We start from the raw sequence: 23,395 nt of genomic DNA, 5'->3' as shown, positions 1-23,395 counted from the left end.
GTCGCGGTCTGTCGTCGGGTTCGATGTCGGGGTCGGGGTCGGGGTTGATGTCGGGATCGGTTCAGGCCAGGGGCCGCAGGGCGAGCGTGTCGTCGGGATCGTCCCACAAGAGAACCAACCGGTCTGCCCCTGCTGCCTGTTGTCGACTGGCGTAGGGGGCGCCCGCGCCCGCTCCGACGGCCGCCCGGCGCACCTCCCGTACGCGCTCCGGCAGTGCGCGCACATCGAGTGCGCCGGGGTCGGGACGCCCGCCCGCGTCGGCCGGCGCGAGCAGGGCGAGCAGATCGGGCGGAGTGAGGGGACCGGCCGGACCGGTGGGACCGGGCGGACCGGGCACACCGGGGAGACCGCCCGCACGCCGCCACACCGCCACCGGCACCCCGCCCTCCAGCACCGCTTCCACCACCGCTCCCGTCCGCGCCCCGGCCGGCGTGTGGGCCAGTACGCACGCGGGCGCGGGCCCCGCCCCCAGCTCCACGCCGAGGCCGTCGTACACGTCCGCGTCGGCCACCACCCGGACGGCGTCGGCGTGCCGCCCGCCCTGGGCCCACAGCCAGCGCCATTTGGTCCGCCACTCGCTGCCGGTGTCCTCGCGCTCCTGCGGGCAGCGCACCACCACCTGGTAGACGAGCCCCAGGGCCCGGGTCCGACCGCCGGGGCCGCGCGGGACCGGCCACTGGTCGAAGTCCAGGTCCAGCAGCTCGTACGGGACGTGGAACTCGATCCGCTCCACCGCGTCGGAGGGCTGCCCGGCCTCGGCCCGTCCGAGCAACGCCCGGCCCACACTGCCCAGTTGGCGTACGAGCTCGTCCCGTACCGCATCCAGCCGGATCGGCTCCCCCTCCGACTCCCAGATGTGCTCGGCTGTATCGCGCCGCAGCCACATCCGGGCCAGGAATCCGTCTTCGCCGCCCGGCGGTGATTCCAGCCGTACGTGCAGGGCCGTTCGGCGCGCGGGCGGGGGCGGGGGTCGCAGCGCGGGCAGGGCCAGGCGTTCGCGGGTGCCCTGCACCCAGTCGCGCAGCCGGGCCGCCCACCGTTCGTCGCCCGTGCCTCCCGCGCCTCCCGCACCGCCTGCGGCGGCCCGTTCGCCGAGGAAGCGTACGAAGGGCACCACGAGCGGCATCCCGCCCGGCCCACCGTGGCGCTCGTCGAGGTCCAGGGCCACCTCCAGCAGGCTCTCGCCCGGCAGCCCGCCGTGGACCGGGGGTGCGCAGCCGGTGGCCCGGAATGCCCACACGTAGGCCTCGTAGGAGCATCGCGGCAGGTCGCGGCCCTCGAAGAGCTCGCCGAGCCCGTCCCAGGCCGTCTGGTCCAGGCGGGCCGCGCGGGGCGGCGGCGGCGCCCCGGGCAGGTCCTCGTCGAGGAAGGAGCAGGCGTCCCAGTCCCGGTCCACGACGAACTGCGGGAGCTGCCAGCCCTCGCCGCGCTCCCGCCGTTCGCGGAAGGTGTGGTGGATGGAGCGGGCCGTGTCGGCGAGTCCGGCGACGCCGTCGCGGACGGTGCGTTCGCCGAGCTCCCCGAGGAGGGCCTCGGTGAAGAGGCCCGCGCCGCGCTCGGCGTCGTTCTGCGCGGCCTCGCCCTCGCGGGAGGCGTAGAGCCGGAACTGCCGGCGCCCGGGGACGGTGGCGCCGCCGCCGTAGTCGTTGGCGCCGAAGTTCCACCGGGTGTCGCGGGGCGCGTCGACCCGGCAGGCGTCGACCAGGGCCGCCTGGAGCGGGAACCGGCGGTGTTTGACGAGGTCGGTGCGCCACCAGCGCAGCGCCGAGTCGAGGTTGAGGTGGCGGATCTGGCCGGGGCTGGCGTCGGCGCAGGGCAGCATGAGTTCACCGCCGCGCGGCTCGATGTAGCCGTGCCCCGCCCAGAAGATCCAGAGCAGATCCCCGTCACAGGCGGGCAGTTCGTCGAGGAGCACCGCTTTCACGTTCTCCTCGGTGGCCGGCCGGTGGGTGGTGCGCAGGGCCTCCAGCCCCGGGGAGGCCGACCAGCCGAGGGTGTCGGGGTCGTCCAGCGGGGACAGCAGCAGCTTCACGTGGCCCGGCGGGACCTCCCCCGGCCCGGTCAGCCAGCGTGCGAACCGCAGGGCGTCGCGGGCCGGGCCGCGCAGGTTCCAACGGTGGCTGACGGCATAGCTTTCGACCCCGGCGACGAGCGCGAAGGTGCGCCGTGGGCCGAGGGCGGGAGGCAGGAAGCCGGCGGGAATCACCCGATCTCCGCTTCGGCCACCGCCTGTTCGATGCGCGCGTAGAGCGAATCCTGTTTCCAGTAGGCGCTGTGGCAGGCGGGGAAGGGCTGACGGCTGCCGATCTCGTGGTCGCTGACGCGCGGGTCGCCGGGGAAGACGGGCTCGGCGAGGTACGAGAGCACGTCCTGGCGGTCGTAGACGTTGAGCCAGCGCGGGAAGGCGTACGGGAGCTTCGTGCCCGGTGCGATCCCGGTCAGCGCGCCGAGCTCGTAGAGGAACGGGGCCTGCGAGCCGACGGTGACGAGCAGCGCGGCCCCGGGGACGGGTTCGCCGCGGGCGGCGGCGAGCGCGAGGAGGTCCACGAGGGCGATCCCGCCGAGGCTGTGGCCGATGAGCACGGTCGGGCCGGGGTCGGCGGTGATCCGCGCGAGCAGGAACGCGCGCAGGTCCGCACCCCGGGCCTGGTAGCGGAGGATGTCGCCGAGGGCCGGGGTGGCGCCGACGGTGAGGGAGCCGCGCCAGGCGTTGAGCAGGGGCTGGGTGCTCACGCGCATCGCGAGCCGGCCCAGCACAGCGGCGGCCCGGGCTCCGGGCACCCGGGCGTCGCCGCCGAGCCGGTTGGTGAGCAGCTCGACCAGGCGGTCGCGTTCGGCCCCGGTGCAGTCGGCCTCGGCTCCGGCGGAGGCGAGCGCGGCGGCGGTCACCGCGCGGGCGAGGGCGGTGGCCAGCTCCACGGCCTGGTGCTCCTCGGTGGCGCGGGCACCGGCGCGCGGGGCCTCGGCGGATCCCGCGACGGCCTCCAGCGCGGCGGGGAACCCGGCGGCGAGCCCGGTGCCGAGCAGCAGCGCGGCCTGCTCACGGGCTCCGGGGGCGCCGGGGGCTTCGAGCGCGCCGGACACCCCATCACCCTCGGCCAGGTCGGCCAGGTCGGCCAGGTCGGCCAGCAGCTCCAGCACCCGGACCCCGGCGGACCGGACGCCGGGCATGGCGAAGCCGTCGTCCCCGTACCCGTCCTCGCCCCCGGCGGCGCCGGTGTCCCAGCCCGCTTCGGCCAGTACCCGCAGTTCGCACAGCGGGTCGGCGATCAGCAACCCCCACTCGGCGGTTCCGTCGTCCTCCTCCCCGGTGGCCCCGCCGGGGAGGCGCAGCCCGGGTACGGAGCGGCCGTGGGCGCTGAGGGTGGCCCCGAAGCGTTCTCCCCAGAAGCAGGAGTCGACGGCCGCGTCGGGAAACCGGTCGGTCAGCCGGTCGCGGACCAGCGCGAAGAGCGTGTCGTGGCGCTCGCGCCGCACCCCCGTGCCGTGCACAAACAGAAATCGCATCGCGGCTCCGCCCCCCTCGCACCGTCGTCCCCCGCCCGGCACCATAGCGCCGCGCGGCGAACGGGGCCTTCGGAACGGCGAGTTCGGACCGTGCGCATCCGGGAACCGGACCGGCCGGAAGTGGTCCGATGCGGTCGGATGCGGGCCCGATCCGACGCACACCCACACCTATCAATCACCTGTCACATGTGAAATATTACTCGCGCTTCGATCCGAACCCCCGGAAAGGTCCGTCACGTTGCGCAGACTCGCTGCGGTGGGAGCGGCGATATCCCTCGCCCTCCTCGCCGCCACCGCCACCACCCCCGCGCTCGCCGCCACCGCACCTCCGCCCCCTCCCCCTGCCGGGCAGCAACAGCAGCAGAGCGGGCAGCAGGAGGCCCCCGCCCCGCCGCCCGCACCCCTGGAGGTCCAGCGCCAGGCACTGCGCCGCCAAGCCCTCGAAGACGTCGCGTCGGGCCGGCCCGACGGCCTGCGGGCCGAGGCCGACGGGACGCTGCCGCGCCAGGCCAAGGTCGGCAAGCGGTACGTCGAACTGGCCCAGGAGCGCAAGGACAAGGTCTTCGTGATCCTCGCCGAATTCGGCGACCAGGTGGACAACACCACCCTGTTCGAGGGCAAACCGCGCTTCGGCGGCACCCCCGGCCCCCTGCACAACACCATCGGCAAGCCGGCCAAGGACGACAACCACACCCTGTGGCGCAAGGACTTCGACCAGGCCTCCTACCAGAAGCAGTTCTTCTCCGCCGACCCGCAGTCGGCCTCCCTGCGCGCCTACTACAACCTCCAGTCCTCCGGTCGCTACGACATGGACGGCACGGTGAGCGCCTGGGTCAAACTGCCCTGGAACGAAGCCCGTTACGGCACCGACCACTGCTCCGAGCCGGGCCAGTGCCAGACCAACTGGGACATGATCCGGGACGCCACGGCCGCCTGGTACGACTCCGAGCGCGCGCAGGGCCGTACGCCCGAGCAGATCAGGGCGGAGCTCGCCGAGTACGACGTCTGGGACCGCTACGACGCCGACCACGACGGCAACTTCGACGAGCCCGACGGCTATCTCGACCACCTCGTCGTGGTCCACGCGGGCAAGGACCAGACCTGGGGCGGCGGCGCCCAGGGCAAGGACGCCGTGTGGGCGCACCGCTGGTTCGCGTACTGGAACCAGGCCGGCAGCGCGGGCCCCGCGGGCAACAAGGCGGGCGGCACCCCGATCGGTGACACCGGCATCTGGGCCGGCGACTACCTGACGGGCGGGGAGAACAGCGGCGCGGGCCTCTTCTCCCACGAGTTCGGGCACGATCTGGGACTGCCGGACCTGTACAGCTCGGACGGGGACAACGGCGTCAACTTCTGGTCGCTGATGTCCTCGGCCTCCTATCTCGGCAAGGGCCCGAACACCACCGGCCAGTTCCCCGGCGACCTCGACCCGTGGAGCAAGCTGCAGTTGGGCTGGCTCCAGTACACGGAGGCCGACGCGGGCCGCACCACGCGGGCCACCCTCGGGGTGTCGGGCTACAACACCGAGGATCCGCAAGCCCTGTTGGTCCATCTGCCGCCTTCGGTGACCACGACCGAGCTGAGCGATCCGTACGAGGGCGCCAGCCAGTGGTGGAGCGGCACGGGCGACTTCATGGACAACACCCTGAGCCGCACCGTCGACCTCACGACGGCTCCGGCCGACGCGGCCCGGCTCGACGCCCGGGTCTGGTACGACATCGAGCAGGACTTCGACTTCCTGACGGTGGAGGCCTCCACGGACGGCGGCGTCGGCTGGAGCGCCCTGCCGGGCACCGTGGACGGCGCGGCGACCGGCGCGAAGGGGATCACCGGTACCTCGGCGGGCTGGAAGCAGCTGTCGGTGCCGCTGGACCGGTTCGCGGGCAAGAGCGTGCAGCTGCGGCTGCGCGTCACCTCCGACAGCAACACCCACGGCAAGGGCGTCGCCTTCGACGACATCCGCGTCACCGCGGACGGCCGGGAGCTGCTGCGCGACGGCGCGGAGCAGGGGGCGAACGGCTGGACGGCCGTCAAGTGGTCGCGCACGCAGGGCCGTACGGGCAGCGAGGAGCACCCGCGCGCCTATTTCGTGGAGAACCGGCGCTACACCGGCTACGGCAGCATGCTGAAGACGGGCCCGTACAACTTCGGCTTCACGGGCGACAAGGTGGAGTTCTTCCCCTACCAGCAGGGCGTGTTGATCTGGCTCTGGGACACCGCGTACAGCGACAACACCACCAAGGCGCATCCGGGCGGCGGGCTGCTGCTGCCGGTCGACTCCCGGCCCGAACCGCTCACTTACACGGACGGCAGCCTGCTGGGCGCCCGTGCGCAGACCTTCGACGCCACCTTCTCGCTCCGCGCGAGCGACCGGGTCGTCCTGCACAAGGCGGGTGTGCCGGTGGTGATCCCGGCGCGGCCGGGGGTGGCGGTCTTCGACGACCGCCACGGGTCCTACTGGGACGCGCGGTTGCCGCAGCTCGGGGTCAAGGTGCCGGACACCGGGACCCGGATCGCGGTGGCGAAGGAGGCCTCGGGCGGGACGGTGACGACGGTGCAGGTCAGCCCGTCGAAGCCGTGAACTCCCCCAGCTGAGCACGTGGGTTGAGGGAGGCGTGCTCCAGCGGTGCGGACGGGTCGATGGTGAGCTCGTACGGGGCGGGCTCCACGCCCGCCCGCACCAGGAGGTCCCCGATGGCGGCGATCATCGCCCCGTTGTCGGTGCACAGCGTCATCGGGGGCACCCTCAGCTCGATCCCGGCGGAGGCGCAGCGCCGCTCCGCGAGCTCCCGTACGCGGGAGTTCGCGGCCACCCCGCCGACCACCACCAGGGTCTTGACCCCGTACTCCTTGCAGGCCGCGACCGCCTTGCGGGTCAGTACGTCGGCCACCGCCTCCTGGAGGGAGGCCGCGCCGTCGGCGACCGGCGGCTCCTCGCCGCGCAGCCGGTGGCTCTCGGCCCAGCGGGCGGCGGCCGTCTTGAGCCCCGAGAAGGAGAAGGAGTAGGCGTACGGGTCCTGCGTGCGCGGCCCGCCGGTCAGCGGGCGGGGGAAGGTGACGGCCCTGGGGTTGCCGCCCCGGGCGGCGCGGTCGATGGCGGGCCCGCCCGGGTAGGGCAGGCCCAGCACGCGGGCGACCTTGTCGAAGCATTCGCCCGCGGCGTCGTCGAGGGTGTCCCCGAGGTGCAGGATCGCCTCGCGCACGAGGTCCCGTACGAGCAGCAGCGAGGTGTGGCCGCCGGAGACGATCAGCACCATGCAGGGCTCGGGCAGCGGACCGTGCTCCAGGGTGTCCGCGGCGACGTGGCCGGCGAGGTGGTGGACGCCGTAGAGCGGCAGGCCGAGCGCGTAGGCGAGGGTTTTGGCGCCGGCCAGGCCGACCTGGAGGGCGCCGGAGAGGCCGGGGCCGGTGGTGACGGCGATCGCGTCGAGCTGGTCGAGGCGGAGCCCGGCCTGGTCGAGGGCCCGGCGGACGACCGGGTTGAAGGAGTGCAGGTGGGCGCGTGCGGCGATCTCGGGGACGACGCCGCCGAAGCGGGCGTGCTCGTCCATGCTGGTGGCCACGGCGTGCGCGAGCAGCCGGCCGTCCTGCACGATGCCCGCGCCGGTCTCGTCGCACGAGGACTCGATGCCGAGCACCACCGGGGATCCCATTGCGACGCCACCTTCACCCTTATTGCGAGCTATTCGCAATAAGGGTACCGGTCGCGGCCCCCGTCAGTCGCACACCAGGCAGAACGGGTGCCCGGCCGGGTCGGCGTAGACCCGCCAGCCGTCGGCGGCCCGGCTCTCGTCCAGCAGGGTGGCGCCGAGGGCCAGCACCTCCTCGTGGGCCCGGTCCAGGTCCGCGACGGCGAAGTCGAGATGGAGCTGCTGGGGGCGGTCCGGGTCCGGCCACTGGGGCGGGCGGAAGTCCTCGGCGCGCTGGAAGGCGAGCACCGAGCCCGCCGCGGTGTGCAGGGTCGCCCAGCGCGCATCGGTCGTCCAGCGCCGGTCCGGCCGGTTGACCTCGCCGCCCGTCAGCGACTGGTAGAACGTGGCGAGCGCGGTCGGATCGGGACAGTCCAGCACCACGCACTGCATCTCAGCGATCATGGGCCGATCCTAGGGATCCGTTCCGGCGCGGGCCAGCGCAATGGCGCCCCTCGTCGGGGCGGTGTTGGAGCCCTCGTCGGGGGCGGTGTCGGAGCGCTGTGAGGACGGACACGTTCCGTTTTCGGAACCGCGACCGCGCCGCACGGCTCCGTCCTGGGAGACGGATGATTCGGTCGAGGCGCACGCGTCTCCAGGGGCGGGAGTGCCGCATGTTCACCAAGGTCCGGGGGCGGGCCGTACGGGGCTTCGTGCTGGCCGGCATCTGCTGCGCCCTGCTCGCGGGCGGCGCCGGGTACCTCTGGCAGCTGCGCGGACTGGCCGCGCACCTGTCCCAGGGCGACCCGGGCCGGGGCAGCTACCTCCGGGACCCCGCGAGCACGGACGACGCGGCGACCGTGACCGCGGTGCTGAACGGCGCGCCGGACGGCGGGGCGGCGGACGGCAGGGCGCCGGACGACGGGCCGGCGGTCGTCGGGGAGGCGACCGAAGACGCCCCGGCGGCGCCCGCCCCCTCCGCGGGACCGGCCCCCGACGGACAGCCCCTGACGGCCGCGGCGGTCCCCGCCGAGCCCACCGTCGGCGCCCTGTTCTCCCCCGGCGAGGACGGCGACTCCGGCCACCACTGCTCGGCGAGCGTGGTCCACTCCCCCGGCGGGAGCCTCATCGTCACCGCCGCCCACTGCGTCTACCGCGGCGGCTTCGGCGGTGCCTTCGGCAGCGGCTTCCGCACCAACCTCGCCTTCGCCCCCGGCTACCGGGACGGCTCCTTCCCCCACGGGGTCTGGATCCCGGACCGGATCGACGTGGACCCCCGCTGGATCGAGGACCAGGACCCCGACTACGACGTGGCCTTCCTGCGGCTGAGCCGCCCCGGCCGTCCCGGGGAGCGGCTGGAGGACACCGTCGGCTCGGCCGCGACCATCCGGTTCGGCACGGAACTCCCCGTGCCCGCCCGGCTGATGGGCTACCCCAACACCTCCGAGGAACCGTTGGGGTGCCAGACCACCGCCGTCGCCGCCGGGCCCACACAGGTGCGCCTCGACTGCGCGGACGTGCCCAACGGCACCAGCGGCGGGCCGGTGCTGACCGACGGGAACACCCTGATCGGGGTGATCGGCGGCCGGGACGGGGGCGGGGACGACGAGACCTCGTACAGCTCGTACTTCGACGACGGCATCCGCGACCTCTACCTGCGCGCGAGCGCCGGCTAGGCCCGGTCCCCTGCTAAGCGCGGTCGCCGGCCGGTCTGTAGTGGGCCGGGTAGTCGGCGGTGTCCGGGGCGGTGGGCAGCCGCCACTTGGACAGGACGCGGATCATCGTGGCCGGGCTGAGCAGGGTGTTGGGCGAGGCAGTCAGGGAGAGGACCCCGAAGAACCGGCCGGAAATCACCGGGTCGGCGTTGGCGCCGACCATCACCCGGGACATGTAGTTCTGCAGGATCCGGGTGGCCCGGTCCGGCGGCGGCCCTTCCGTCACCGCGTAGCGCATGTCCTCGCTGGTGGCGATCTGCCAGGGCACGGCCGCCGCGGCCGTGGTGCTGCGCTGGATCCGCCGGGAGGCCGCGGCGATCTGCTCCGGGTCCAGGGTGCGGATCTCCTTGGCCAGGGCCTCCGCGGCGAGCGCGGCGACCGTCATCCCGTGCCCGTACACGGGGTTGAACCGGCAGGCCGCGTCACCGAGGACCACCAGTCCGGCGGGCCAGCGCTCCAGGCGTTCGTAGTGCCGCCACTCGTTCACGGTGCTCCGGAAGGCGGTGGCCGGGGAGAGCGGGGTCGCGTCGCGGATGGCGTCGTACAGGGCGGGACTGCGCAGGCTGCGGGCGAACGCGAAGAACTCCTCGTCCTTGACGGGCGGGGCGTGTTCGCCGTTGCCGATCAGCGTCACCAGCCAGCGGTCCTTGCCCTGCGGTACGAGTACGCCGCCGCGCGGGAGGTCGGGCCGGCTCTGGACGTACATGCCGTGCCAGCGCCGCGCCGGATCGGCGGGCATCTCGAAGTAGCGGCTGGAGTAGCCGAGATGGGGGTCGTAGCGGGTCACTGCCGGGGCCGGGTAGCCGAGGTCCCCGAGCCAGGCGGTGGCCTTGGAGGTGCGGCCGGTCGCGTCGACCACCAGGCGGGCGGCCAGCGGGGCGGCGTCGCGCAGTCGCACTCCGGCCACCGAGCGGCCGTCCGGCCCGGCCACGAGCCCGGTGGCCGCCGTCCCGCCCAGGATCTGGATGCGCCCGTCGCGCAGCACCTCCTCGCGCACCGTCCAGTCGAGCAGGTCCCGGCCGGCGATCAGGACCTTGGTGCCCGGTACCGACTGGAACCAGTCGGCCGGGCTCAGCCAGAGGAAGTCCCGCGGGGTCTCCAGCAGGGCGGCCCCGGCCTCCACGAGTTTCGTGGTGACGCCCGGCAGCATCTGCTCGATGAGCCGCATGCCGCGCGACCACAGGATGTGCGCGTGTCTGGACTGCGGGATCCCGGACCGTAACTCCGGCCCGTCCCCCGTCAGTTCGTCCCGCTCGATCAAGGTGACCCGGGGGAACCGGCCCGCGAGCACCCGCGCGGCCAGCAGCCCCGCCATGCCCGCGCCGAGGACCACCGCATGGTCCTCCCCGGCCTGCGGATCGGTGTCTGGGTGGTTGTCCGTAGCGTCGTCGTCCATCCATCGAGTCTGGTGGCGGCGCGGCAGCCTGGTCAGGGCCCGTTCGGGGCGCCCGGGGGCTTCCCGGGGGCGGACGGGCTCATACCGGGGCGCGCTCCCCGGCATGAGCCGACGCGGAGGTGGGCACGGAGGTGGACGCGGAGGTGGACGCCGTGCCGGGTCAGGGGCAGAGCACGGTCCAGGTGACCTTCACGTGTCCGCCGTCGTCCCCGTAGAACTCACTGGTACGGGTGCCGGGTTGGTCGGTGTAGGGGTCCCAGGCCACCGTGCCCCGGGCGACCAGGTCGTCGGCGGAGGAGGCGTCGTAGTCCCAGAGGTACACGCCGAGCTCGAACGGGCCGGGCGCGTACGTGGCCCCCGAGCCGACCCGCTGGTAGAAGTACGGGTCCGGGTTGCTGCGGTTGCCCTGGTTGGGGAAGGTCGACGGGTCTGAGGCGGAGCGCGTCCACACGGCGCTGCGGGCGCCGTCGCCGGTCCGGACCGCGATGTCCCCGTAGAGCGCGGGACGGGTCGTGCCGTCGTCGAAGTAGGTCAGCTCCGCCTGGTCCACGCGGAGCCGGCAGGCGGGGACGGCGGACTGCGCCGGGGTGACGGTGTAGGTGACGGCCGCCTCGCCGCCGTCCACGCCGAGCATCTTCGCGGTGAAGCGCCCGAAGCCGAGGGCCGGGTCCCAGTGGACGCGGCCGGCGGCCATCACGTCGTCGTTGTTCCCGGCGGTGTAGTCGGCGTCGGTGAGGTAGGCGGTCACGGTCGCCTCGCCGGAGAAGACCTGACTCCGGCTGGAGTCGTCGATCCCGAACCAGGGGTCGTAGTCCGGGAAGGCGGTGGCGCCGGCCCGGTCGCGGTGCCACAGGGTGCGGGCGGTCCCGTCGGTGGTGAGGGTGAGGCCGTCGTAGAGCTCGGGGCCGCTCTCGCCGGTGGAGGTGAACCGGGCGGAGTCGACGGTGATGCGGAACGGGCCGCTCTTCAGGTCGACTTGGGTCACCGGATCCTTCGAGAACTCGGCGACGATCTGCCGCCGGACCCAGTCGTTGGAGAGCAGTCCGTAGTGCGAGGGGCAGCCGCTGTCGCCGACCGGGAGGAGGTGGTTGACGGCGCCCGCCAGCTCGGTGGAGCGCGGGGCGCGGCTGTCGCCGGGCGGGATCTGCTGGTCGCAGGTGGAGCTGAAGGTGGTGTAGCGGGTGGCTCCGGGGGTCTCGTCGCCCGCGTTGAGGGAGTTCAGGAAGGCGCTGCCGGGGGTCATGTCGGCAAGGGAGGCCGCGTGGATGTCGCAGAAGGTGGCGAAGGGGCCGCAGGGCGCGGCGTCACCGGCGCCGTGGTTGGGACCGCCGAGGGAGACCCAGGCGCGGACCCGGGAACTCCCGCCGTCCTTCAGGTACTTGCGGGTGAGCAGCGATCCCATGCTGTGCGCGACCACGTCGACCTGGCGGGTACCGAACCGCTCGGTGAGGAAGGCTCCGAAGCGGGTGGCGTTGGACTCGTTGGTGGCGGCCCAGTCGTAGCCGAATTCGGCGAGGTCGCTGGAGAGCCAGCCCTGGGCGTGGAGGTAGTCCTCCAGCCCGTCGAGGGAGGCCGCGGTGTCCCCGTAGCCATGGACGAGGACGACGGGCGTACGCCGCTGCGCGCCGGCGGCGTCCTGGGCGGACGCCCGCGCCGCCGGGGCGGCGAGGAGGGCGGCCAGGAGCGCGGCGACGGTGGCGATGAGCATCGGGAACGGCAGGCCAGCGGGCAGAGGAACGGTGGGCAGGGCGGATCTGCGCATGGCTCTCCCGGGGGATGCGGCTCGACAGCCTGAAGTGACTGGGGAGTAGCAAGTTAGCCCCCGGGGATTCAACGCGATAGAGACGCGTACGAGACTCCCGTGAGCTTTTCCGAGGCGGCCCAGAGCCGTTCGCCGGACTTGTCGTCCAGGGTCCATTTCGCCCGCCGGGAGCGGGCGGGTGCGCCGCGGAAGCCGAACCGCGGCCCGATGAACTCGTCCGGCCGGACCCCGGGCGCGGTCGCCGCGTACAGGGCGGGCAGCGCGCCGGAAGCCGCGGACTGGGCGATGACTCCGTTGCCGACGGCGGTGCCGAGGCTGTTGGCGGCGACCGCGATCCGCGAGCCGAGGGTGGTGTCCGCCTGCGGGGCCGCCGCGACGTGCAGGTTGGTCGACGCGTAGCCGGGATGGGCCGAGGCCGCGACGATCCCGGACCCGGCTGCCGCGAGCCTGCGGGCGAGTTCGTGGATGAAGAGCAGGTTCGCGGTCTTGGAGCGGCCGTAGGCGATCCAGCGCCGGTAGTTCCGCTCGCTGTCGAGGTCCGTGTGGTCCACGTCCCCGAACATGTGGAAGCCGCTGGAGAGACTGACGATCCGGGCTCCGGGCGCGGCGGCGAGGAGCCGGGGCAGGAGCAGGCCGGTGAGGGCGAAGTGGCCGAGGTGGTTGACCCCGAACTGGGTCTCGAACCCGTCGGCGGTCCGCCCGAACGGCAGGGCCATCACACCGGCGTTGTTGACGAGGAGGTCGAGGGTGCCGTGCCGCTGCGCGTAGGCCCCCGCGAACTCCCGTACGGTGGCCAGGTCGGCGAGGTCGAGCGGTATGAACTCCACCTCCGCGCCCGGGACTTCGGTGCGCAGCCGGACCTCGGCGGCCCGTCCGCGGGCGGCGCTGCGGCAGGCCAGCACCACCGAGGCCCCGCGCCGTGCGAGCTCGAGGGCGGTGAAGTAGCCGATCCCGCTGTTGGCTCCCGTGACCACGGCCGTACGGCCGCTCTGGTCGGGTACGTCCGACGCACGCCAGCCTGCCATTGCCCACCTCGTCCTGTTCCTGGTCGTCTTGTTCCTGGTCGTCTTGTTCCTGGTCGTCTTGTTCCTGGTCGTCTTGCTGCTGGTCGTTCTGTGCCTGGCCGTTCTGTGCCTGGTCGTTCTGCGCCCGCTCGCCGCTTTCACCCGTCGGGGCCGGTGGCCGCCGACACCAGGACGTCCCCGGCCGCGACCCGGCTGTAGAGCACCGTACGCCCCGTGCGCCGCCGCAGGATCAGCCCGGCCGCCAGCAGCACCTTCAGCTGCCCGGCCACCGCGCCCAGGCTCAGCCCGGTCAGCGCCACCAGCTGCGTGGTGGACTTCGGGCTCGCCAGCAGCACCAGCACCCGGGCCCGGACCGGCCCCAGCAGCCTGACCAGCGCCTGCGGGGCGGCGGGGCCGGGCCGGGTGGCCGTGCCGGGCAGGGCGCCCGTGCCCGGCTGCGCGGCCGTGCCCGGCTGTGCGAGCTGCCCCTCGGCCGGGTAGACCAGGGCGTGCCGGTGCGCCCCGCGCCAGGCGACCCAGCCGTGCGGCGGCGTGACCGGGACGAAGACCAGCCCGGCCGCGCCCGACAGCTCGCGCGGCGGCCGGTCCTGGAGGTTGATCCGCAGCCGCCCCTCGCCGAGCCACGCCATGTTCGGCCGCATCCCCGACAGCGCGGCCGCCCACCCGCCCCGGCTCAACTGCGCGGTGCGCAGCAGGATGTCGGCCTCCGCGACCCGGCGGCGGCGCTCCCAGTCGGGGCGGACCGCCTCGGTCCACACCCATTCCAGCAGCTCCGCCGTGCGCGGGCCGAGCCCCCGGGCCCGGGCGAGCTCCTCGGGCAGCGCACCGGACGCGGCGCGCAGGTACGTGCGGACCGCCGCGTCCGGGGTCGCGCGGATCGGCTCCAGTTCCTCCTCGAAGGGGCGGCCGTCCGGCGGCGGGGTCAGGTGGTCGGCGATCCACAGCCGGCCGAGGGCGGCCCGTACGAGGTGGGCGGCGACGGGATCGGCCACGAGGTGCGCCCGGTAGGGCGGGAGCCGGTCCGCCAGCCAGGCCCGGTCGCCCGGGTGCGCGGCGCTCCGCCGCTGCAGCGCGATCAGCGCGGCCGTGGTCTCGGCCAGCGCGGACACCACGAAGCGGCTCCCGGCCAGCGCGTCGCTGTCGATCCGCCAGTAGCCCATGCCCGTCCCCGCCTTCCCTACCGCCGCGTCTGCCGCCCGCCCGCCCGCCCCACGTACCGGCTTTCGCGCCCACGCGAAACATTAGGCCGTCCCCGGACGCCCCCGGAGACTCCCCGCATGCCCAGGACCTACCGCTCCCTCGCCCGGACCCCCGAGTTCACCCCGTTCTTCCTCGCCTCCGCGCTGCGCGTCGGCGCCTCCACCGTCAGCGGGCTCGCCCTCGCCGTCCTCGTCTACGAGCGCACCCGTAGCCCGCTGCTCGCCGCGCTCGGCATGTTCGGGCCCTCGTTCACCCAGATGCTGGGCGCGACGGTGCTCCTCTCCGCCGCCGACCGGCTGGAGCCGCGCACCGCCCTGACCCGGCTCTCGCTGCTCGCGGCGCTCGCCGCCGCCGTGCTGGCCGTGCCCGCGCTGCCGCTGTGGGCCGCGTTCGCGGTGCTGCTCGCCCAGGGGCTCGCCGACTCCCTTGGGGGCGGGGTCCGGTACGGGCTGCTCACCGAGATCCTGCCGCCCCAGGACTATCTGCTGGGCCGCTCGCTGCTCGCCGTATCGGCCGGGGTGACGCAGATCGCGGGCTTCGCGCTGGGCGGGGTCCTGGTGGCCGCGCTCTCCCCGCGCGGCGCCCTGCTGGCGGCCGCCTGCCTCGCGCTCGCCGCCGCGCTCACCCTGCGGACCGGGCTGCGCCGCAGGCCGCCGCGGGCGGTCGGGCGGCCCTCGCCCGCGCAGACCTGGCGGACGAACGCCACCCTGTTCGCCGACCCGTCCCGGCGCACCCTGTACCTCGCCCTGTGGCTGCCCAACGGCCTGATCGTCGGCTGCGAATCCCTCTTCGTCCCCTACGATCCCGCCCACGCGGGGCTGCTGTTCGGCTGCGCGGCCGCCGGAATGCTCGTCGGGGACACCCTCGGCGGACGGTACCTGCCCGCCCGGTGGCGGGCCCGGCTCGCCTCCCCGCTCCAACTGCTGCTCGCCGCGCCCTACCTCCTCTTCCTCCTGGAACCCGGCCCGGTGCCCGCCGCCGCGGCCGTCACCCTGGCCTCCGTCGGCTACGGCGCCGGCTTGCTCCTGCAGGAGCGCCTCGTCGCCCTGCTCCCGGCGGGGACCCAGGGCCAGGCCCTCGGACTGCATTCGGCGGGAATGCTGACGGCTCAGGGACTGTGCGCGGCGCTGGCCGGAGCGGTCGCCCAGTTCACCTCGGCGCCGGTGGCGATCACCGCGCTGGCCTGCGCCTCCGTCGTGGTCACCCTGGTCCTGGCCCGGGGGCTCGGGCCCAGTAGGCTGCGGGTCCACCCGCTTCCCGTACCCCGAGGTTCCGCGCAGTGAGCTCCGCACCGCCACCGCCCCCCGTACCCGCGCCGGTCGCCCCGCCCGTGTCCGTCGTCGGGCTGGGCGCCGACGGCTGGGGCGGGCTGACCGCACCCGCGCGGGCCGCACTGGCCGGGGCCGAGGTGCTGATCGGCGGACCGCGCCAGCTGGACCTGCTGCCGCCCGAGGAGTGCGGCGGCCTGCGGGTGGCCTGGCCGAGCCCGTTGCGGCCGGCCGTGCCGAAGCTGATGGCGGAGCACGCGGGACGCCGGATCGCGGTACTGGCCAGCGGGGACCCTATGTTCTACGGGATCGGCCGCGCGCTGTCCGAGGAGCTCGGGGCGGACGCCCTGCACGTCCTGCCGCATCCCTCGTCGATGTCGTACGCCTGCGCCCGCCTGGGCTGGCCGGTGGAGGACACCGAGGTGATCACCGCCGTCGGGCGTCCCGTGGCCCGGCTCGCGGCCGCGCTGTTCGAGGGCCGGCGGGTGCTGGTCCTGAGTTCCGGAGCAGTGACCCCGAACGAGATCGCTGCTCTGCTTCGAGAGCGGGGCTTCGGCCCCAGCCGGATGCGCGTCCTGGAACAGCTCGGCTCCGAGCACGAGGACGCGTACGAGGGGATCGCCCAGAGCTGGGACCACCCGCCCGGCGACCCCCTCAACCTCGTCGCCGTCGAGTGCCGCCGCGACCCCGCCGCCCCCGCGCCCCGGCTCGGCGCGACCCCCGGCCTGCCCGACGCCGCCTACGAGCACGACGGCCAGCTCACCAAGCGCCACGTCCGCGCCGCCACCCTCTGCGCGCTCGCCCCCGCCCCCGGCGAACTGCTGTGGGACATCGGCGGCGGATCCGGTTCCATCGCCATCGAGTGGATGCGTACGCACCCCTCCTGCCGCGCGGTGACCGTGGAGCGCGTGGCCGAGCGGGCCGAGCGGATCACCCGCAACGCGGCGGCGCTCGGCGTACCCGGACTGCGCGTGGTCACCGGCGCCGCGCCCGCCGCCCTCGCCCAACTGCCCGCCCCCGACGCCGTGTTCATCGGCGGCGGCCTGACCGCGCCGGGCCTGCTCGACGCGGCCTGGGAGGCGCTGGCCCCCGGCGGCCGGCTCGTGGTCAACACGGTCACCCTGGAGTCGGAGGCCGTCCTGACCGAGCGCTACCGTCGCCACGGCGGCGAACTGGTGAAACTGTCCGTCGCGCACGCCGTGCCGGTCGGCGGTTTCACGGGCTGGCGCCAGGCGATGCCCGTCACCCAGTGGTCGGTCACCAAGCCCCACCCCAGCAGCGGCGACAGCGCCAGCACCAGCGACGACGGAATGGATCAGACGATATGACCGTGTACTTCATCGGTGCGGGCCCCGGCGCCGCCGACCTGATCACGGTGCGCGGCGCCCGGACCCTGGCCGCGGCCCCCGTCTGCCTGTACGCGGGCAGCCTGGTCCCGCGCGAACTGCTCGCCGAATGCCCGCCGGACGCCCGCCTCATCGACACGGCGCAGCTGAACCTGGACGAGATCGTCGCCGAGTGCGTACGGGCGCACGAGGCCGGCCAGGACGTCGCCCGGCTCCACTCCGGCGACCCCTCGATCTTCAGCGCCGTCGCGGAGCAGATGCGGCGCCTGGACGCGGCCGGCATCCCCTACGAGGTCGTCCCCGGCGTCCCGGCCTTCGCCGCCGCGGCCGCCGCGCTGAAGCGGGAGCTGACCGTCCCCACCGTCGGCCAGACGGTCATCCTGACCCGGATCGCCCAGCAGGCCACGCCGATGCCGCCCGGCGAGGACCTCGCCACGCTGGGCCGCAGCGGGGCCCTCCTGGTGCTGCACCTGGCCACCCGCTACGTGGACCGGGTCGTCGACGAACTGCTGCCGCACTACGGGGCCGAGTGCCCGGTGGCCGTGGTCGCGATGGCCAGCCGCCCCGACGAGCTGATCCTGCGCGGGACCCTGGCCGACATCGCCGCCCAGGTGAAGGAGGCCGGCCTGGTCCGCACCGCCGTCATCCTGGTGGGCCGCACCCTGGGCGCCGAGCAGTTCCGCGACAGCCACCTGTACTCCGCCGAGCGCGACCGGCATGCCTGCTGATCCGGGCCCCGGCACCGGCTCGGGCTCGGGCCCCGGCCCGGGCCGCCCGCACGTCCTGATCCTCGGCGGCACCACCGAGGCCCGGCGGCTGGCCGAGGCCCTGGCCGAGGACTCCGCGCGCCTCCGGGTGACGACCTCGCTGGCCGGCCGGGTCGCGGCGCCGGTGCTCCCGCCCGGCGAGACCCGGATCGGCGGCTTCGGCGGCCCCGCCGGGCTCGCGGCCTGGATCACCGCCCACCGGGTCACCCACCTGGTCGATGCCACGCACCCCTTCGCGGAGCGGATGAGCTTCAACGCGGCCGAGGCGGCGGCCCTTTCGGGTGTGCCGCTGCTCGCGCTGCGCCGACCGGGCTGGAGCCCGGGGCCCGGGGACCGCTGGCACTTCGCGGACTCCCTCGCGGAGGCGGCCGCCCTGCTCCCGGGGCTCGGCACCCGCGCCTTCCTGACCACCGGCCGGATGGGCCTGCACAGCTTCGCGCACCTCACCGAGCCCTGGTTCCTGGTGCGTTCGGTGGACCCCCCGGCCGATCCGGTCCCGCCACGCCTCGAAGTCCTCCTGGCCCGGGGCCCGTTCACCCTCGCCGACGAGCGGGACCTCCTCGCGCACCACCGCATCGACCTGCTGGTCACCAAGGACAGCGGCGGCTCCGCCACGGCCCCCAAACTCACCGCCGCCCGCGAGGCCGGCATCCCGGTCCTGGTCGTCCGCCGCCCGGCGGTCCCCGCGGGGGTTGCGCAGGTGGCTTCGGTCGAGGGAGTGCGGGACTGGCTGTCCGGCTGAGGCCGCGGGTGCGCGGCGGACGCGGCCCAGCCCGTCTGCGGGTCGCCCGCTGCGCGGGGCTTGGCCCCCGACCCATCCCCCCAGACTCCGTCCGGGGGGGGACCCCCAGTTCCACCGTTCCCGAGGCTCCGCCCTGACCCTCCCCCAGCTACCGCCGGGAGCGCGCCCCCACCCCGGGCGCGCACGGGGTCGATGTCGTAGACGATCGCTTGCCGAACCCGCCTCAGCAACGAAACCGTCCGGCATGCGTGTCTACGTCCCCCTGCCCCTGCCCGGTACGAAGTGTGGGGCGGGGTCCGCGGGCACGGCGAACGTGCGGGGGTGCGGCTGGACTTCCAGCCGATCCGTCGTCGACGTGGTCACCGACGACATGCCGTTCCTCGTGGACTCCGCGACGAACGAGCTGGCCACGGGCACGGCATCCACCTCGCGATCCACCCGCAGTCCGATAGCCGCGATGACCGGATCAGCGCGATAGCCGGAGGGGCGTCGATGTCCCTTGCTCTCCGAACACATCCAGCGGGTCGCCGAGTTCGACCGCCCCTGTCTAGTGCACGCCGTGGCAGGTCGATGCCAGGTGGGACGCCTCCAGCGCTACTACCCGCACACCGCACGCGCCCGATCCGATGATCGGCCTCTCGCCGATCAGCCCAGGTCAGCGAGGGGTGTGACGCGCGAAATGTACACAGAGGCAAAGCGTCTTGCCTAGATTTGTACACATGCGCATGACGGCTTGGGGGTGACCCGGGGCCCTAGGCTGAACGCATGACTTGGGAAGAGGATCCGCCCCAGGCATGTCTCAGCCCTCCATGGCGCCAGTAGCGATCGAGCACGCCTCGCGGCGCTGCGCCATTCCTTCTTTCCTTCACCTACGTCACGCAACGGCGCGCGACAGGAGCCAGAGGACATGCAGCCAAAGCCGAGCAAAGCCCGACGCGAGGACTTCGACATGAACCACAGCGCGGACACCACGCCACCCCCAGCTCTGGAACTACGCTGTGGAGGGCTCCACTTGACCGTTCAGCGCGTGCCCGTGTGGCTCGTGTCGCTGGTGACCACAGCCGCCGGAACCGGAGTCGCATGGTGGGCGAATCGGTGAGCGAGCGGTCAACGGTCCGGGCTCCATGGCCTGACCTGCGGAAACGGCCACGGCTCCGGCGGGGCTGGAAATCCAGCCCCGCCGGCGTTTGAGGCGATCTTTTCGGGTCCGGGCGGAGCCCGGGGAACGGGGGAAGGGTGGGTAGGGGACACGCCCCGCAGGGCAGGAACCGCCGCGCCGGCCCCCCACACTCCCTCAGACGGCCAGGATCATCCGTACCGCCGCGGCGTCCACGTCACCCGTGACCCGTCCGGCCGCTCCGTGACCTGGGTCTGCGAGGAGCCGATCAGCAGGATCGTCCGCATGTCGACCTCGGACGGCTCGAGTTCGGCCAGCGTGAGGATGCGGACCGACTGCTGCGGGCCGCCCACGTCGCGGGCGACGACCACCGGGGTCTGCGGCGAACGCAGTTCCAGCAGCAGTTCGCGAGCCTTGGCCACCTGCCAGTTCCGGCTGCGCGAGCCCGGGTTGTAGAGGGCCAGTACGAGATCGGCGGCGGCCGCCGCGCGCAGCCGCTCCGCGATGACCTCCCAGGGCTTGAGCCGGTCCGAGAGCGAGATGGTGGCGTAGTCGTGGCCGAGCGGCGCACCGGCCGCGGCGGCCGCCGCGTTGGCTGCCGTCACGCCCGGCAGGACCCGTACGGGCACGTCCTTGTACTCCGGCTGCCCCGCGACCTCCAGGACCGCGGTGGCCATGGCGAAGACGCCGGGGTCGCCGCCGGAGACCACGGCCACGCGCTTGCCGCGGCGGGCGAGGTCGAGCGCGAACTCGGCGCGCTCGGACTCCACCTTGTTGTCCGAACCGTGTCGCACCTGGCCCGGCTTCACCGGGACCCGGTCCAGGTACGTGGTGTACCCGACCAGAACCTCGGCGTCGGCCAGCACCCGCCTGGTCTCGGCGGTCAGCCACAGCGGCCCGGCCGGGCCGGTGCCGACCACGGCGACCTCGCCGGGGCCGGACGGCACGCTGCCCGGGTTGCCGATGCGGCTGGGCACCACGGCGACGGCGAAGTACGGCACGGTGTCGGGGTCGGTGTCGGCGAGGACGCCGGTCCGCTCCCCCGCCATCGTGGCGCGTTCCACGTACCGCGCCTCGGCGAGCCGGCCGCTGTTCTCCATCGCCCGGCGCACGGCGGGGAAGGTGCGGCCGAGCTTCATCACGACCGCGGAGTCGGTGGCGGCGAGTCGGGCGGTGAGCTCCTCCTCGGACAGCGTGCCGGGCAGGATGGTCAGCACCTCCTCGCCCTCCACCAGCGGGGTGCCGAGCCGGGCCGCGGCGGCGCTCACCGAGGTCACCCCGGGGATCACCTCGGCCTCGTAGCGGTCCGCGAGCCGCTTGTGCATGTGCATGTACGAGCCGTAGAAGAACGGGTCGCCCTCGGCGAGGACGGCTACGGTGCGGCCGGCGTCCAGGTGGACGGCGAGCCGGGCGGCGGAGGCTTCGTAGAATTCCTCCATCGCGCCCTGGTAGCCGCCGGGGTGGTCGGTGGTCTCGGTGGTGACCGGGTAGACCAGCGGCTCTTCGACGTGGTCGGCGCGCAGGTGCTCGGCGGCGATCGAGCGGGCGATCGAGCGGCCGTGGCGGGCCGAGTGGTAGGCGACGACGTCCGCCTCCGCGATCACCTCTACGGCGCGCAGCGTCATCAGGGACGGGTCGCCGGGGCCGAGCCCGACCCCGTAGAGCTTTCCGGTCTTCTGCGTGTTCGCGCTCATTCGGCCACGCTCGCAATGGCGTTGACGGCGGCGGCGGCCATGGCGCTGCCGCCGCGCCGGCCCCGGATGATCAGGTGGTCGAGTCCGGAGGGGTGCGCCGCGAGGGCGTCCTTGGACTCGGCGGCGCCGATGAATCCGACCGGGACGCCGATGACGGCGGCGGGGCGCGGGGCGCCCTCCTCGATCATCTCCAGCAGCCGGAAGAGCGCGGTCGGCGCATTGCCGACGGCGATCACGGATCCTTCCAACAGGCCGCGGTCCCGCCAGACTTCGAGGGCGGCGGCGCTGCGCGTCGTACCCATCTTCGCGGCGAGTTCCGGCACGGCCGGGTCGGAGAGGGTGCAGATCACCTGGTTGTCGGCGGGCAGCCGCTTGCGGGTCACCCCGCTGGCGACCATCTGCACGTCGCACAGGACCGGCGCACCCGCCTCCAGGGCGGCGCGGGCCCGCAGGACGACCTCGGGCGTGTAGCCCAGGTCCCGCGTCAGGTCGGTCATGCCGCAGGCGTGAATCATGCGCACCGCGACCTGGGCGACCGAGGCGGGCAGCCCGGAGAGGTCCGCCTCGGCGCGGATCGTGGCAAAGGACTGGCGGTAGATCTCGGCGCCGTCCTTCTCGTACTCGAACACGGTGTACTCGCTCATTTCTTCACTGCGCCTTCGGAACTGCTTCCTGAAACCTGGGGGGTGTTGCGCGCGGCCGCGAGTACGGGAACCAACTCGCCCGCAGCCACATGATGTTCGCCGATCCGGTAGCCCTCGGCCGTCGCCACCACGTCCACCCACGCGGTGCCGCGCGGATGCCCGCACCTCCGCTCGCAGCCGGACCAGTGCACGGGCAGGGGTCCGGCCGTCCGCGCTACGACGGCCCGCGCGTCGGCGCGCACGTCCGCGAGGGATTTCGCGCAACCCGGCTGCCCGGTACAGGCGGTGACGGACCGCCAGGGGTCTTCCGGGTCGGTGACGAGCCCGGCGGGGGCGACGTCGGTACCGGTGACGACGATGCTGCGCCACGGCGTGGTCCTGGGGGCTCCGGGCAGCTCCCGCCATTGGGCGGTGGTGAGCCGGCCGAGGGGGACCAGTACGCAGAGCGCGTCGCCGTGGACGCCGGGGGCGGGCGGCGGCGCGCTGGGGCGGGGGGCGTCGGGCACGAACCGCGAGGCGACCCCGGCCGCGATCAGCCGGACCGTGAACTCCCGTGCGAGCAGGGCGGATTCAGGCGGCAGCTCGGCGACCCGCCAGGCCCGGGTTCCTGCGTCCGCCACGGCTTCGAGGAAGTAGTGGACGGCTTCCAGCGCGGCCGCCGGGGCCTCGGCCGAGGCCACCTCGACGGCGTCGGGCTCCGCGCCGAGCCGGATCAGGGTGCGCCCGGCGGGCCGTTCGAGGAGGGTGACGTCCGGGTCGAGGGCGGCGACGTCCCCGCGCCCGGCGTCGACGGCGAACAGGAAGCGTCCGGAGAGTCCGGCGGCGGCGGGGTCGGCGCAGAGCGCCGCGTCCAGGGCCCGGACCTGTCCGGGGTCGCCGAACGGGCTGGCCACGATGTTCCGGATCCGCTCGTGCGAGGGGGCGGGCAGCAGCCCGGCCGCGTCCAGCAGCTCGGCGAGAGCGGCTCCGCATCCGTCGGCGAGTCCGCGCAGCTCCACGTTGCCGCGCGAGGTCAGTCCCAGGTGCCCGTCCCCGAACCGGTCGGCGGCCAGCGCCAGTGCCGAGGCCTGAGCCGCGGTCAGCAGCCCGCCGGGGATCCGCACCCGCGCCAGGTACCCGTCGTCGGCGCCGTGCAGGCGCAGCGCGCCCGGGCATGCGTCGCCTCGGTCCCGTATGAGGGGTTCGTCCCGCACTGCGGCGGAAGGGGGCGTGGGCATGGCGGCGAGCATACCCACGATTCTGCGCCCGCTCCCTGTGTCGATCACCACCCCGAACCGGCCACCCCGATCCCGGCGAACCGATCCGGCCCCACCACATCCAGCATCGCCACATCCAGCCTCGCCGGCGTTTGAGGCGCGGGGTCCGGGGCAGAGCCCCGGCAACGGCGTCGCACCCGCCCACGGACCCCGCTCCCCGCCCCCCTAAGATGGCGGCGGCGAGCCGATCGGCACGCCATCGCCGAGGACGGCGACATGGGAGGAAGCCCGGTGCGAATCCGGCGCGGTCCCGCCACTGTGAATCCGCGGGGCCCCGGCCACCGGATGAGTCAGGAACTCCCGCCGTCCTCACTGCCCGGGGCGCGG

17 protein-coding genes, 1 pseudogene and 1 riboswitch are annotated in these 23,395 nt (G+C 74.2%); of the genes and pseudogenes, 7 read left to right on the top strand and 11 right to left on the bottom strand.

All coding sequences use genetic code 11. The features are described 5' to 3' along the window. Positions 1-61 precede the first annotated feature (61 nt). On the bottom strand, positions 62-2,206 hold the full coding sequence (locus OHU74_RS29000; protein ID WP_371618587.1) for a hypothetical protein: 2,145 nt from the start codon (positions 2,204-2,206) through the stop codon (positions 62-64). After that, positions 2,203-3,507, bottom strand: coding sequence for a hypothetical protein (locus tag OHU74_RS28995; protein WP_371618586.1), 1,305 nt, complete (start codon positions 3,505-3,507; stop codon positions 2,203-2,205). Before OHU74_RS28995 ends, OHU74_RS29000 begins: the two co-directional genes overlap by 4 nt. A gap of 238 nt (positions 3,508-3,745) precedes the next feature. Here OHU74_RS28995 and OHU74_RS28990 point away from each other — a divergent pair, with 238 nt between their 5' ends. Continuing rightward, positions 3,746-6,088, top strand: coding sequence for an immune inhibitor A domain-containing protein (locus OHU74_RS28990; RefSeq protein ID WP_371618585.1), 2,343 nt, complete (start codon positions 3,746-3,748; stop codon positions 6,086-6,088). On the opposite strand, the gene tsaD is transcribed toward OHU74_RS28990, so the two are convergent. Beyond that, complete coding sequence (gene tsaD / locus OHU74_RS28985) at positions 6,069-7,160, bottom strand: tRNA (adenosine(37)-N6)-threonylcarbamoyltransferase complex transferase subunit TsaD (protein WP_371618584.1); 1,092 nt, start codon at positions 7,158-7,160, stop codon at positions 6,069-6,071. The genes OHU74_RS28990 and tsaD overlap by 20 nt on opposite strands. Before the next feature lie 63 nt (positions 7,161-7,223). Then, entirely contained in the window at positions 7,224-7,601 is a 378-nt protein-coding gene (locus OHU74_RS28980; RefSeq protein ID WP_371618583.1) for a VOC family protein, read from the bottom strand. A 209-nt stretch (positions 7,602-7,810) separates the two neighbouring features. Here OHU74_RS28980 and OHU74_RS28975 point away from each other — a divergent pair, with 209 nt between their 5' ends. Further along, positions 7,811-8,812: a serine protease gene (locus OHU74_RS28975; RefSeq protein WP_371618582.1), complete on the top strand. Its 1,002-nt coding sequence runs from the start codon at positions 7,811-7,813 to the stop codon at positions 8,810-8,812. A 13-nt stretch (positions 8,813-8,825) separates the two neighbouring features. Here OHU74_RS28975 and OHU74_RS28970 read toward each other — a convergent pair whose 3' ends face one another. The 4 genes from OHU74_RS28970 to OHU74_RS28955 form a co-directional block, all read right to left on the bottom strand. Then, complete coding sequence (locus OHU74_RS28970) at positions 8,826-10,247, bottom strand: FAD-dependent oxidoreductase (protein WP_371618581.1); 1,422 nt, start codon at positions 10,245-10,247, stop codon at positions 8,826-8,828. Between the two features lie 160 nt (positions 10,248-10,407). Beyond that, entirely contained in the window at positions 10,408-12,009 is a 1,602-nt protein-coding gene (locus OHU74_RS28965) for an esterase/lipase family protein (RefSeq protein WP_371618580.1), read from the bottom strand. 68 nt (positions 12,010-12,077) lie between these two features. Then, entirely contained in the window at positions 12,078-13,034 is a 957-nt protein-coding gene (locus OHU74_RS28960) for an oxidoreductase (protein WP_371618579.1), read from the bottom strand. Positions 13,035-13,171: 137 nt separating this feature from the next. Continuing rightward, positions 13,172-14,194 carry a transcriptional regulator gene (locus OHU74_RS28955; RefSeq protein WP_371618578.1) on the bottom strand — a complete coding sequence of 341 codons (1,023 nt, stop codon included), beginning with the start codon at positions 14,192-14,194 and terminating at the stop codon, positions 13,172-13,174. A gap of 117 nt (positions 14,195-14,311) precedes the next feature. Here OHU74_RS28955 and OHU74_RS28950 point away from each other — a divergent pair, with 117 nt between their 5' ends. The 5 genes and pseudogenes from OHU74_RS28950 to OHU74_RS28930 form a co-directional block, all read left to right on the top strand. Next, positions 14,312-15,517, top strand: coding sequence for an MFS transporter (locus OHU74_RS28950; protein WP_371618577.1), 1,206 nt, complete (start codon positions 14,312-14,314; stop codon positions 15,515-15,517). Further along, positions 15,514-16,830: a precorrin-6y C5,15-methyltransferase (decarboxylating) subunit CbiE gene (cbiE, locus tag OHU74_RS28945; RefSeq protein ID WP_371618576.1), complete on the top strand. Its 1,317-nt coding sequence runs from the start codon at positions 15,514-15,516 to the stop codon at positions 16,828-16,830. Before OHU74_RS28950 ends, cbiE begins: the two co-directional genes overlap by 4 nt. Continuing rightward, positions 16,827-17,576, top strand: coding sequence for a precorrin-4 C(11)-methyltransferase (gene cobM, locus OHU74_RS28940; protein WP_371618575.1), 750 nt, complete (start codon positions 16,827-16,829; stop codon positions 17,574-17,576). The genes cbiE and cobM overlap by 4 nt, the downstream gene beginning before the upstream one ends. After that, positions 17,566-18,357, top strand: coding sequence for a cobalt-precorrin-6A reductase (locus OHU74_RS28935; RefSeq protein ID WP_371618574.1), 792 nt, complete (start codon positions 17,566-17,568; stop codon positions 18,355-18,357). The genes cobM and OHU74_RS28935 overlap by 11 nt, the downstream gene beginning before the upstream one ends. Positions 18,358-18,658: 301 nt before the next feature. Next, positions 18,659-18,819, top strand: a pseudogene (locus OHU74_RS28930) (hypothetical protein); the annotation flags it as partial. An 846-nt stretch (positions 18,820-19,665) separates the two neighbouring features. Here the strand turns inward: OHU74_RS28930 and OHU74_RS28925 are convergent. From OHU74_RS28925 to OHU74_RS28915, 3 genes are read right to left on the bottom strand one after another with little or no spacing between them, the layout of a single operon-like run. Beyond that, positions 19,666-21,168: a precorrin-2 C(20)-methyltransferase gene (locus tag OHU74_RS28925; RefSeq protein ID WP_371618573.1), complete on the bottom strand. Its 1,503-nt coding sequence runs from the start codon at positions 21,166-21,168 to the stop codon at positions 19,666-19,668. Next, on the bottom strand, positions 21,165-21,812 hold the full coding sequence (locus tag OHU74_RS28920; protein WP_371618572.1) for a precorrin-8X methylmutase: 648 nt from the start codon (positions 21,810-21,812) through the stop codon (positions 21,165-21,167). The genes OHU74_RS28925 and OHU74_RS28920 overlap by 4 nt, the downstream gene beginning before the upstream one ends. After that, on the bottom strand, positions 21,809-23,029 hold the full coding sequence (locus tag OHU74_RS28915) for a cobalamin biosynthesis protein CobG (protein WP_371618571.1): 1,221 nt from the start codon (positions 23,027-23,029) through the stop codon (positions 21,809-21,811). Before OHU74_RS28915 ends, OHU74_RS28920 begins: the two co-directional genes overlap by 4 nt. 259 nt (positions 23,030-23,288) lie before the next feature. Beyond that, a riboswitch (cobalamin riboswitch) is annotated at positions 23,289-23,368 on the top strand. Positions 23,369-23,395: the final 27 nt, after the last annotated feature.

This window comes from Streptomyces sp. NBC_00454, from assembly GCF_041434015.1.
GTDB lineage: Bacteria > Actinomycetota > Actinomycetes > Streptomycetales > Streptomycetaceae > Streptomyces.
The sequence above is the reverse complement of the archived record's forward strand: the minus strand, read 5'-3'. Positions and strand labels throughout refer to the sequence as shown.